Annotated in this window: 7 protein-coding genes; 4 read left to right on the top strand and 3 right to left on the bottom strand. The window is 74.0% G+C overall.

Features of this window, described 5'->3' with window-relative positions:
• The first annotated feature begins 176 nt into the window (after positions 1-176).
• On the top strand, positions 177-599 hold the full coding sequence (locus GCU67_RS06090) for a VOC family protein (RefSeq protein ID WP_163610155.1): 423 nt from the start codon (positions 177-179) through the stop codon (positions 597-599).
• A gap of 6 nt (positions 600-605) precedes the next feature.
• Here GCU67_RS06090 and GCU67_RS06085 read toward each other — a convergent pair whose 3' ends face one another.
• Positions 606-3,866 carry a DEAD/DEAH box helicase gene (locus tag GCU67_RS06085; protein ID WP_211660788.1) on the bottom strand — a complete coding sequence of 1,087 codons (3,261 nt, stop codon included), beginning with the start codon at positions 3,864-3,866 and terminating at the stop codon, positions 606-608.
• A 144-nt stretch (positions 3,867-4,010) separates the two neighbouring features.
• Here GCU67_RS06085 and GCU67_RS06080 point away from each other — a divergent pair, with 144 nt between their 5' ends.
• The 3 genes from GCU67_RS06080 to GCU67_RS06070 all read left to right on the top strand — a co-directional run bounded on the left by GCU67_RS06080 (position 4,011) and on the right by GCU67_RS06070 (position 8,654).
• Positions 4,011-6,293, top strand: a complete 2,283-nt coding sequence (locus tag GCU67_RS06080; protein WP_163610153.1) for a SpoIIE family protein phosphatase — start codon at positions 4,011-4,013, stop codon at positions 6,291-6,293.
• A 71-nt stretch (positions 6,294-6,364) separates the two neighbouring features.
• On the top strand, positions 6,365-7,999 hold the full coding sequence (gene pgm, locus GCU67_RS06075) for a phosphoglucomutase (alpha-D-glucose-1,6-bisphosphate-dependent) (protein WP_163610152.1): 1,635 nt from the start codon (positions 6,365-6,367) through the stop codon (positions 7,997-7,999).
• A 298-nt stretch (positions 8,000-8,297) separates the two neighbouring features.
• Positions 8,298-8,654: a hypothetical protein gene (locus tag GCU67_RS06070; protein ID WP_163610151.1), complete on the top strand. Its 357-nt coding sequence runs from the start codon at positions 8,298-8,300 to the stop codon at positions 8,652-8,654.
• Positions 8,655-8,894: 240 nt separating this feature from the next.
• On the opposite strand, the gene GCU67_RS06065 is transcribed toward GCU67_RS06070, so the two are convergent.
• Both GCU67_RS06065 and glpK read right to left on the bottom strand, forming a co-directional pair.
• Positions 8,895-10,490 carry an alpha/beta hydrolase domain-containing protein gene (locus GCU67_RS06065; RefSeq protein ID WP_163610150.1) on the bottom strand — a complete coding sequence of 532 codons (1,596 nt, stop codon included), beginning with the start codon at positions 10,488-10,490 and terminating at the stop codon, positions 8,895-8,897.
• Positions 10,491-10,663: 173 nt separating this feature from the next.
• Positions 10,664-12,181 (bottom strand): glycerol kinase GlpK, encoded by a 1,518-nt coding sequence (glpK, locus tag GCU67_RS06060; protein ID WP_163610149.1) that lies wholly within the window; start codon positions 12,179-12,181, stop codon positions 10,664-10,666.
• Positions 12,182-12,226 lie beyond the last annotated feature (45 nt).

Here is a 12,226-nt window from a genome sequence, read left to right as displayed (position 1 = left end):
ACCGCTGAGCCGGTCCACCCGACGTCCGGCCGTGCCACGGCACGGCTCGACGTCAGGCCAGCCGGCTCCTCGTGCGGACGACGGCCTGCCCTCCAGCCCGTGGCCGCAGGGCCACCGTTGCGGAGCCGGCGCAGGAAGGGGTCCCGCAGCGCGGGCGCCGAGGCCAGGCTGCGGACATGACGACCTCTGCAGCCGCTCCCCCGCCCACCGTCTGGCCGACGCTGCGCGCCCGGGACGCTCGTGCCCTGATCCGCTTCCTCGTCGACGCCTTCAGGTTCGAGGAGGTGGTCGTCTGGGGCGACCAGCCCGACGGCGGCGGCGACGTCGTGCACGCCGAGCTGGCCTGGCCGGCGGGCGGTGGCGTGATGCTCGGCTCCGTCCGCGAGGGCAGCATCTGGACGGTGGCGCCGGGCAGCACCGGCTGCTACGTCGTCACCGACGACCCGGACGGGGTCCACGACCGAGCCGTGGCCGGCGGGGCCGAGGTGGTCCAGCCGCTGAACGACACCGACTACGGCTCCCGGGAGTTCACCGCCCGTGACCCGGAGGGCAACCTGTGGAGCTTCGGCACCTACCGGGGCCAGCCGCGGGTGGGGTGAGGCAGCTCAGCTGAACAGGCCGCGGACGTCGTCGGCGGTGAGCGCACCGGAGGCCAGCGCGCCGTCGTCCACGACCCGGGAGAACAGCGCCTGCTTGCGGGCCTTGAGCTCCATGACCTTCTCCTCGATCGTGCCGACGGCCACCAGCCGGTAGACGATCACCGTCTTGTCCTGGCCGATCCGGTGCGCCCGGTCGACGGCCTGGGCCTCGGCCGCCGGGTTCCACCACGGGTCGAGCACGAACACGTAGTCGGCCTCGGTGAGCGTCAGCCCGAACCCGCCGGCCTTGAGGCTGATCAGGAACACCGGCGCCGTCCCGGTGCGGAAGTCCTGGACGGCGGCGTCCCGGTCGCGGGTGGTGCCGTCGAGGTAGACCCAGTCGATGCCCTCGGCGGTCAGCCGGTCGCGGATGCTGCGCAGGAAGCGGGTGAACTGGCTGAACACCAGCACCCGGTGGCCCTCGGCGACGACCTCGCGCAGGTGGTCGAGGAAGGCGTCGGCCTTGCTGGACCGCACGTCGGAGTAGGCCGGGTCGATGAGCACCGGGTCCAGGCTCAGCTGCCGCAGCAGGGTCAGCGACCGGAAGATGGTCATCCGGTTCCGCGACATGTCCTCGACCAGGCCGAGGACCTTGCTCCGCTCCCGCTGCAGGTGGGTCTGGTAGAGCTTCTCGTGCTCGGGGTTGAGCACCACCTCCAGCACCTGCTCCTGCTTGGGCGGCAGGTCGGCGGCGACCATCTCCTTCGTGCGCCGGCGCACCAGCGGCCGGATCCGCCTGCGCAGCAGAGCCAGCTTCTCCGCGTCGCCGTCCCGCTCGATCGGCAGCCGGTAGAACTCGGTGAACCGGGACGGGTCGGGGAACAGCCCGGGCGCGACGATCGAGGTCAGCGCCCACAGGTCCATCACGCTGTTCTCCAGCGGCGTGCCGGTGAGCGCGAACTTCACCGGCGCGGTGAGCTGCCGCGCGCACTGGTAGGTGCGCGACTGGTGGTTCTTCACGAACTGGGCCTCGTCGAGCACCAGCGCCCGCCACGGCAGCCCGGTCCAGGACTCCGCGTCGATCCGGAACAGCGCGTACGAGGTGATCACCACGTGCGCCCCGGCCACCTCCTGGGCCAGCGTCCGGCCGGTGCGGCGCTCGGTCTCCGCGATGGTCACCACCCGCAGCCCGGGGGCGAACCGGGCCGCCTCCCGCGACCAGGTGGACATCACGCTGGTCGGGGCCACCACCAGCACCGGGGCGTCGTCCAGCTCGCCGGCCTCGTGCGCCCGCACGAGCAGCGCCAGGGTCTGCAGGGTCTTGCCCAGCCCCATGTCGTCGGCGAGCACCCCGCCGAGGCGGTGGTCCCAGAGGAAGGACAGCCAGCCGTAACCCTCGTGCTGGTAGGGCCGCAGCTCCGCAGCCAGCCCGGCCGGGACCGGCGGCGGGGTGGCGTCCTCGGCGTCGAGGAGCCCGCGCACGTCCTGCGTCCAGCGCTCGCTCTGCGCCTCCACCACCCCCAGGCCCATCAGCTGCTCCCACAGCCCCACGGCGTAGCGGCTGACCTGGACGCCGTCGCCGGGGACGTCGCGCAGCTCGCGGGCCTCCTCGATCAGCAGCCGCAGCTGCTCGAACTCCGGGCGCATCAGGGAGAAGTGCGTGCCGCTGATCAGCACCAGCCGGGTGCGGCCGGCGGCGAGGGCCTTGTAGAGCGTCTCGAACGGCACGCTCTGGCCGTCGACGGAGACGCTGACCCCCAGGTCGAACCAGTCGGACTCCCGGGTGTCGCGCGCGGTGAAGCTGATCTGCGGGGCGGAGGTGTTCTGCCGGTAGTCCGGCGGCGTGCCCTCCACCGTCACGTCGACGCCGGGGTCGGCGCGCAGCGCGGGCAGCACCTCGGTGGTGAACTCCAGCGCCTCCACGCCGGCCAGCTCGACTCGCGCGGCCAGCTCGCGCTCCGTCGTCCAGAGCTCGGGCAGGCCGCCCACCGGACCGGGCAGCGCCTCGACCAGGGCCAGCTCGGCGGCCGGGTCGCGCCCGTCGCCGGGGGTGGACGGGGAACCCGGCGGGTGCGACCGGTCGGGGCCGTACCGCACCTCCCAGGAGACGCAGACGGTGCCGTCGCCGGGGTGACGGGCGTCGACGGCCAGCCGGGGCGGGACGACGTCGGGCAGGTCGACCGAGCCGTCGACGGAGACCACCGGCACGGTCTGGGCCAGGCCCGGGTACCAGTCGCGGAGGAAGCGGTCGACGTCGGCGGCGGGGATGCCGATCGACCCGCCGCGGGCCACCAGCCCGGCCAGCGCCGGCGGCACCGGGGAGTCCAGCCGGGCCAGCACCAGCCCCGGGGCGCCCTCGGCCGCCTGGTCGCGGCGGGGGCCGTCGACGGTGACCCCGTGCGGCGGGACGCCGAGGAAGGACAGCTGCTGCGGGTCGACCGGCCGGCCGTCGACGCGCAGCAGCGCGGACAGCTCGGTGCGGTCCTCGCCCTGGCGCAGGTCGACGGCGACGTCGGCGTCCGCGGCGGCGAGCACCACCGGCCGGGGTGGGCGGTCGGCGGTGACCAGCGTGACGCCGTCGGCCACCGCCTCGGCCAGCAGCCGCCACAGGCCCGGGCCGAACTCGTGCAGGTACACGTCGACCGGTGCGTAGGAGTAGTACTGCCCGCGCGCGGCCTGGTGGGTGGCGTAGAGCGCCCGGAGGGCCGCCAGGTGGCCGGAGTCCCAGCCGGCCTGGACGCTGTCGTACTGCAGCTGCTTCCAGGACACCCCGCTGCGCACCCACTGGCCGCGCTGGCCGGGGGTGACCGGGCGCAGGCGCACCAGCCGCTGCCGCGTGCCCGGGGCGCCCACCGAGGCCCGCCCCCGCCCGGGCTCCTGCTCGACCGCCTCGAACTGCAGCCCGAGCGGGACGGCGGTGCGCGGGACCCGCTCGGCGGCGGCCGTCACCAGCTCCTCGAGCTCCTGCTCCCAGGTGCGCCCGGGCCGGGTCAGCGCGCCGCCCGGCGCGCGCTGGACCTGCGGGCGCAGGTAGAGCAACACCGCCACGGCGTGCTTGCAGTCGTCGCCCACGGGGCACGTGCACGCACCGGCCCAGCCCACCCGGCCGCCGTCGGTGCGCACCACCGTCGTCCGGTACGGGGCGTCGGCGCCGCCCTGCACCAGACCGGTGACCCGCCGCGCGTCCTCGGCGACCCGGACGTCCAGCACCGCGCGGGCCACGTACCGCTGGGCACGGTCGAGCACGTCGGGGCCGACCGCGTCGGCGAGAGCCGAATCGGTGACCATGTCCCGCCAGTCCCCGAGCACCCCGACAGGTTACGGCGGTCGGCCGACAGGACGGCGCGGGCGCGGGGCGCGTGCGGGATGATGTGCGCTCACGGTCGGCTACCAGGCGTCACGCCTGGCGGTGGGCCCGGGCCAGGGGGACGTGTGACGGACGAGACGGGCGCGAGGCACCGGCCGGTCGAGGTGGACTTCGCGGCGGTCTTCACCGCCCAGCCGACCGCCTACCTGGTGATGTCGCCGGACCTGGTCATCGTCGAGGCGAACCCGGCCTATCTCGAGCTGCTGGGCCGCACGCGCGAGGAGCTGGTCGGCCGCTACGTCTTCGACGCCTTCCCGCCGGCGCCGGAGAGCCTGGACGCCGACGGCCACAACCCGCTGCAGCTGTCCTTCGAGCGGGCCCGGGACACCGGCGTGCCCGACCAGCTGCCGCTGTTCCGCTACGAGGTGACCGACCTCGAGACGGGACGCTCGGTCCCCCGTGCCTGGTCGCTGATCAGCGCGCCGGTGCCCGACGAGGGAGGCCGGACCCAGCTGGTGCTGCAGCGGGTCGAGGACGTGTCGGACTTCCTCGCCGAGCGCGAGCGGGTCGCCGAGCACCGGGCCGAGGGGACCTGGGCGCGCCTGGACGTCCTGGAGGCCGACCTGTTCGCCCGGAGCCAGGAGCTGCGGGCCGTCCTCGCGGCGCAGGAGGCGACGGCTCGCCGGCTCGCCGCGACGGCGCAGGTCGTGCTGCAGCTGGCGGACGCGGAGACCGTCGAGGACGTCACCGACATCCTGGCCGGGGCGGGGCTGAGCGCGATCGGTGCGGACGGCGGCGCGATCGCGCTGCGGGACGACGACCGCGGGGTGGTGCACGTGACCATGACCCCGTCGCTGGGGACCGGGGCGCAGCGGCGGTTCGGCACCATCGACCTGGACAGCCGGCTGCCGGCGGCGTGGACCGCGCGCACCGGCGAGACCCTGGTCCACGAGACCCAGGCCGAGGCGGAGGCCTGGTCCCCGGAGATGCGCGAGGCCTCCGAGCAGTCCGGGCAGCGGTCCTGGATCACCGTCCCGCTGACCACCGGTGGCCGCCTGATCGGCTCGCTGTTGGCCGGCTGGCGGGTCGACCGGGCCATCCCCGCCGCCGAGGTGGAGCTGGTGCAGGCCTTCGCCGCGCAGTGCGCCCAGGCGCTGGACCGCCTGCAGGCCCTGACCCTCGAGCGCCGGTCCGCCGAGCGCAGCCGCCAGCTGGCCGAGGAGCTGCAGCGCAGCCTGCTCACCGAGCCCGTGCAGCCCGATCACGGGCAGATCGCGGTGCGCTACCTGCCGGCCACCGGCACCGCCCAGGTCGGTGGCGACTGGTACGACGCCTTCCACCAGGCGGACGGGTCGGTCGACCTGGTCATCGGCGACGTGGTCGGCCACGACACCGGTGCGGCCGCCACCATGGGCCAGCTGCGCAGCCTCCTGCGGGGCATCGCCGTGTCCGGCGGTCCCGGCCCGGCGGCGGTGCTCGACACGATGGACACCGCGATCACCCAGCTCGGGCTGGCCACCTACGCCACCGTGGGCATGGGCCGGCTGGAGTGGACGTCGTCCGGCGGCACCCGGCTGCGGTGGGCCAGCGCCGGGCACCCGCCCCCGGTGGTCCTCGACGCGGCCGGCCGGCTCGTCGTCGTCCCCCAGGCCCCCGGGCACCTGATGCTCGGCGTCACCCCCACCAGCACCCGCGGGGAGACCGTGCTGGACCTCGAGGACGGCGCCACCCTGCTGCTCTACACGGACGGGCTGGTCGAGCGGCCCGGCAGCGACCTGGACGCCGGCGTGGCGGCGCTGTGCGAGGTCGTCACGGCTGCCGCCGCGCTGCCGCTGGAGGAGCTGTGCGACCGCGTGATCGACCAGCTGGTGGACGGCCGGGCGGCCGACGACGTCGCGCTCGTCGCGGTCCGGTTGGACCGGTCGTCGGCCGGTGCCCCCGGTCGGACGCCGGAGCGGTACACCGAGGCCCGTGCCACGTGGCGGGGCGGTGACCCGGTCCCGGCACCCGCGGAGGCCGGGCTCGAGGTCGAGCTGACCTCGCTGCGCGGGCTCAGCGGCGTCCGCCGGCAGGTGCGGGAGTTCCTGACGTCCTCGCTGGGTCCCGGGTCCGACGAGGACGTCGTCGACCAGGCGGTCCTGGTGATCGACGAGCTGGCGTCCAACGCCCTGCGTCACGGCTCGCGCCCGGCCGGGCTGCACCTCGGTGACGAGGGCACCCGGTGGGTCGTCCGGGTCACCGACAGCGCCCCCGGACGTCGGCCCGCCCCCGCCGGTGGCCGGCCCGCCGGGCAGGGCGGCTACGGCCTCTACGTCGTCGCCGACCTGACCTCGGCCCGCGGGGTGCACTACGGCACGGACTCGAAGGTGGTCTGGGCCGCCTTCGACAAGCGACCCAGGAGCTCCTGACCGCCCGGCCTGCTCGCCTGGGAGGGTGACCCGGGTCGCGCGGACCGGCCCTGCGGCGCGAAGATCGGGGCATGAGCTCCGACCGCGCCGGACAGACCGCGCAGCCCTCCGACCTGGTCGACGTCCCGCACCTGGTGACCGCGTACTACGCGGTGCAGCCGGACCCGGCCGACGTCGCCCAGCAGGTCGTCTTCGGCACCTCCGGCCACCGGGGGTCCTCGCTGGACGGCGCGTTCAACGAGCCGCACATCCTCGCCACCACCCAGGCCATCTGCGAGTACCGCGCCCAGCAGGGGTACGACGGCCCGCTGTTCATCGGCCGCGACACCCACGGGCTGTCCGAGCCGGCCTGGGTCAGCGCCCTGGAGGTGCTCGCCGCCAACGACGTCACCGTGCTGGTCGACTCCGCCGACCGGTACACCCCCACGCCGGCGGTCAGCCACGCGATCCTCACCGCCAACCGCGGCAAGACCACCGGGCTGGCCGACGGCATCGTCGTCACCCCCTCGCACAACCCGCCCCGCGACGGCGGCTTCAAGTACAACCCGCCCTCGGGCGGCCCCGCCGACACCGACGCCACCGGCTGGATCGCCCGCCGGGCCAACGAGCTGCTGGCCACCGGGCTCGAGGGCGTCAAGCGCGTCCCGTTCGCCCGGGCCCGCGCCGCCGCGCAGGCCTACGACTTCATGGGCACCTACGTCGACGACCTGCCCAACGTCCTGGACCTGGCCGCGATCAAGAGCGCCGGCGTCCGGATCGGCGCCGACCCGCTCGGTGGCGCGAGCGTCGACTACTGGGGCGCCATCGCCGAGCGGCACGGCCTCGACCTCACCGTGGTCAACCCGCTGGTCGACCCGACCTGGCGCTTCATGACGCTGGACTGGGACGGCAAGATCCGGATGGACTGTTCCTCGCCGTCCGCGATGGCCTCGCTGATCAGCGCCAAGGACGACTACCAGATCGCCACGGGCAACGACGCCGACGCCGACCGGCACGGCATCGTCACCCCCGACGGCGGGCTGATGAACCCCAACCACTTCCTCGCCGTCGCGATCTCCTACCTGTTCGCCCACCGGCCGGAGTGGGGCGCGGGCACCGCCGTCGGCAAGACGCTGGTCTCCTCCTCGCTCATCGACCGGGTCGTGGCGGACATGGGCCGGACGCTGGTCGAGGTGCCCGTCGGGTTCAAGTGGTTCGTGCCCGGCCTGCTCGACGGGTCGGTCGGCTTCGGCGGCGAGGAGTCGGCCGGTGCCTCCTTCCTGCGCCGGGACGGCGGGGTGTGGACGACGGACAAGGACGGCATCCTGCTCGCCCTGCTGGCCTCGGAGATCCAGGCGGTCACCGGGAGCTCGCCCTCGCAGCTGCACTCGTCACTGACGGAACGGTTCGGCGAGTCGGCCTACGCGCGGATCGACGCAGCGGCCACCCGGGAGCAGAAGGCCGCACTCGGCAAGCTCTCCCCCGACGCCGTCACCGCCACCGAGCTGGCCGGCGAGCCGATCACCGCGAAGCTCACCCGGGCCCCGGGCAACGACGCCTCGATCGGTGGGCTCAAGGTCACCACCGAGAACGCCTGGTTCGCCGCCCGCCCGTCGGGCACCGAGGACGTCTACAAGGTCTACGCCGAGTCGTTCAAGGGTCCTGAGCACCTGGCCCAGGTGCAGGTCGAGGCCCGCGAGGTGGTCAGCGCCGCCCTGAAGGGGTGAGACGTGCTGTGCGGCACGGCCGGGCGTTGGCAGACTCCCGGCCGTGACCGCATGGGAGCAGGGCCGACCGCAGGACGGGCAGCAGCCGCCGGGCCAGCAGCCGTACGGGCAGCCCCCGTACGGCCCGCCCGCTCCGTACGGGCAGCCGTACGGGCGGGCTCCCCACGGGCAGGGGCCCTACGGTCAGCCGCCGGCCTGGGGGCCCACCGGGTACGGCCCGGGGTGGCAGCAGCCGGGTGTGTGGCCGCACGGTCCGGGTCGCCCCGGGCTGGCCACCGCCTCGGCTGTACTGGCCATCGTGACCGGTACCCTGACCGCGCTCGGTGGCCTGGGCATGCTGGTCGCCGGGTCGACCGGCGACGGCGACCTGCCCACCTGGCTGCTGGCGCTCGGCCTGCCGGTCGGTGGCGTCCTGCTCGCCGGCGGCATCTCCCTGCTCAACCGGCGCCGGGCCACCTGGGTGCTGTGGGGATCCGTGGCCGCGGTCGCCGTCCTGCTGCTGGCTCTGCTCGCCGCCACGGTCACCCTGGACGGCGACGAGACGATCGGCCTGCTGTTCTTCGTGATCGCCGCCCTCGTCCTGCCGGTCGTCACCGCGTCGCTGAGCGGGCAGCGCGTCGTCCAGCAGTGGGCCGCCGCCGGCCAGCAGGGCTGAGCTGCCGGACCCGGGTCAGCAGGCCGCACAGAACGGCGAGGAGCAGGTCCCGCCAGGACAGTCCTGCGCGCACCTGCGCCCACCGGCCCACCGGGGTGACCCCCGGCGCGGCGGCGACCTGGGCGGCGTGCTCCTCCGGCGTCCCGACGGCCTCCCGCCGGCGGGCCACCTTCCACCGCCCACCGCCCCGCCGGCGTGGCTCGCCGGCGGGGCGGTGGGAGGGCGGTCGTCCAGCGGGGCCTACTCGCCGGCCACGTCCTCCGCCTCAGCGAAGAGCCGCCGGGCGTCGGAGGAGGTCAGGAACCCGGCCTCCTCCAGGTCGTGCACGCTGTCCCAGACCGGCGCCAGGTAGTCCTCCGCCGTGGGGTAGAGGCGGTCGAGGGTGGCCTGGTCGAAGGGCACCTCGTAGCCGGCGATGTAACAGAACGACGCGCCGGTGGCGGAGCCGAACCAGGTGCTCCGCGGCACGTCGAGGTACGGCGAGCGCAGGCCGCCCTGCACGTTGCCGAACTCGTCGAGGACCGGCTCGCCGTTGCGCACGACGATCGGGTCGGCCCGCGGCGGCGCGACGTCGTCCCGGACCCAGCGGTCGAGGTTGCGCAGCGCGGCGTCGAAGAAGATCGAGCTGGGGAAGCGGCTGCGCGGACCCTGGTCACAGGCCGCCGGGGGCACGGCCCGGCCGGCCGCGACGATGTCCGCCGACGACGCCGAGAAGTACAGCTCGTCGGGGGTGGCGTGGCCGGCGCCGGCCATCTCGTAGTGCCGGAACCGGTCCGGGGCGGTGTCGCTGTCCGGACGACGGGAGCCGATGCCGCGCAGGTAGTCCGACTGGGACATCAGCTGGATCACCGGGACGCCGATCCCGTAGAGGTCCCGGCGCGGGTCGTCCACCGGCGGGGCGGCCTCGCACTGGTTCATCGGGTAGGCGCCGGCGAACCCGCCGCCGGCCACCCCGAGGAGGTAGCCGTCGTAGGTGGGGCCGCCCTGGGCCGCCACGACGAGGGGGTGCACCGCCTTCATGTAGTTGATCAGGTACCCGCCGGTCTGGGAGTAGCCGAAGCCGTAGGCGTGCTCCACCTGGGTCTCCGGCGCCCCGTAGGTGAGCGGGTTGCTCGCGTCGTCCGTCCGCAGCCAGTTGCCGACCTGGGTGAAGACGTCCCAGATCAGGCCGTTCTCGGTGGCCCGCGTGGTGTCCGCCGGCAGCGGCACCTCCGGCGTGGCCGGGTCGGCATCGGCGTCCACCGTCGAGCAGTTGGCCGGATCGGACTCCGGGAGCGGGTTGGCGAAGGAGAGGGCGCCGTAGCGCTCGGCGTCGAAGTTCTTCAGCGCCTCCACCGCGACGGGCTTGGCGGTGATGCCGACCCACGCGTCGCCGTTCTCGACCAGCTGGCGGTTGGCCACCGCCCAGCCGATGTTGAGGTCGAACAGGTTGGAGGGGTTGAGCATCTCCACCACGACGTTGCCGCTGAACTGCGCGCCCTCGGCGGGGCGGCGCACCAGGACGCGGGTGGTGTACGGGGCGTCGGCGGTGCGCACGACCGCCGGTGCGTCGGCCGGCCAGCTGTAGACGTTCGACGTGCCGCTGGCCAGGAACTCCTCCTCGACGTAACCGGACGCGGCCAGGTCCTCGGGGACCTCCGTCCGGTCCGCGGCGCCGAACGGGTGGGAGTCGGCCGTGACCGGCAGCGGGCCGGTGACGTCGGCGGCCGTGCCGAACACGGTGCCCGGAGCGGTGGTCGGCTCCGGGTCGGTGGCCGAGGCGAGTGGCAGTGCCGCGACGGACAGGCCCGCGGCCACCGCCATCGTGAACAGGGTCTTCGGGAGAGCAGCCTTCATGATCGATCCTCTTCGTCGAGGTCGTGCATGGTCCGTCCAGTGCCCACGGTGGTCGTGGGGTCGATCGGGGAGCCCTCCCTCCGGCGTACGCCGTCGTCCGGGGACGAGGAGGTGCCGGCCCGCCGGAGTCACCTCCAGCGGGCCGGCACCCGGCCTCTCGTCAGGGCTCGACGTCAGCTGACGTCGTCGTCGACCCAGTCCAGGGACTTGGTGACGGCCTTCTGCCAGTTGCGGTAGAGCCGCTCGCGCTCCTCGGTCGGCATCGCCGGCGACCAGCGCTTGTCCTCGGCCCACTTCGCGGTCAGCTCGTCCAGGGAGGACCAGAAGCCGACGGCCAGACCGGCCGCGTAGGCCGCGCCCAGCGCCGTCGTCTCGGCGATCTCCGGCCGGATGACCGGGACGTCGAGGATGTCGGCCTGGAACTGCATGAGCAGCTCGTTGCCGACCATCCCGCCGTCCACCCGCAGCTCGGTCAGGTCGACCCCGGAGTCGGCGTTCATCGCGTCGAGCACCTCGCGGGTCTGGTAGGCGGTGGCCTCCAGGACGGCGCGGGCCAGGTGGCCGCGGTTGACGAAGCGGGTCAGGCCCACGACGGCGCCGCGGGCGTCGGCCCGCCAGTGCGGGGCGAACAGACCGGAGAACGCCGGCACGAAGTAGGAGCCGCCGTTGTCCTCGACCTCACGGGCCAGGGTCTCGATCTCCGGGGCGCTGGAGATCATCTTGAGGTTGTCCCGCACCCACTGCACCAGTGAGCCGGTGACGGCGATCGAGCCCTCGAGGGCGTACACCGGCTTGGCGTCGCCGAGCTGGTAGCACAGCGTGGTGAGCAGCCCGTTCTTCGACGGGACGGCCTCCTCGCCGGTGTTGAGCAGCATGAAGTTGCCGGTGCCGTAGGTGTTCTTGGCCATGCCCTTGGTGAAGCAGACCTGGCCGAAGGTGGCCGCCTGCTGGTCACCGAGGGAGCCCGCGATGGGCACCCCGGCGAGGAAGCCGGACTTGCGGCCGACCCCGTACTCCTCGGAGTTGGACCGGATCTCCGGCAGCATCGAGACCGGGATCTTCATCTCCGCGGCGATCTCGGTGTCCCAGGCGAGCGTGCGGTAGTCCATCAGCATCGTGCGGGAGGCGTTGGAGACGTCGGTGAGGTGCTTGCCGCCGTCGACCCCGCCGGTCATGTTCCAGATCAGCCAGGAGTCGATGGTGCCCATGAGCAGGTCACCGGCCTCGGCCTTGGCCCGGGCGCCCTCGACGTTGTCGAGGATCCAGCGCACCTTCGGGCCGGCGAAGTAGGTGGCCAGCGGCAGGCCGACCTTGTCCTTGTAGCGGTCGGCACCGCCACCCAGGGCGCCCAGCTCCTCGCAGATCTTGCCGGTGCGGGTGTCCTGCCAGACGATCGCGTTGTACACGGGCTCGCCGGTGGTGCGGTCCCAGACCACGGTGGTCTCGCGCTGGTTGGTGATGCCGACGGCGACGATGTCGGAGTTGCTGGCGTTGCCCCGGGCGAGGGCCTGGCCGACCACCTCGCGGGTGTTGGCCCAGATCTCCTTCGCGTCGTGCTCGACCCAGCCGGCCCGCGGGAAGATCTGCTCGTGCTCCTTCTGCCCGACCGCGACGACCTTGCCGTCGTGGTCGAAGAGCATGCACCGCGTGCTCGTGGTGCCCTGGTCGATCGCTGCTACGTACTGCGGCATGACAGTTCCTCCTGGTCGAGGAGGGCGAAAGTGGCCACTTTCGCC

It is taken from the genome of Modestobacter muralis (assembly GCF_010682105.1).
In the GTDB taxonomy this organism is placed as follows: Bacteria; Actinomycetota; Actinomycetes; order Mycobacteriales; family Geodermatophilaceae; genus Modestobacter; species Modestobacter muralis.
The sequence above is the reverse complement of the archived record's forward strand: the minus strand, read 5'-3'. Positions and strand labels throughout refer to the sequence as shown.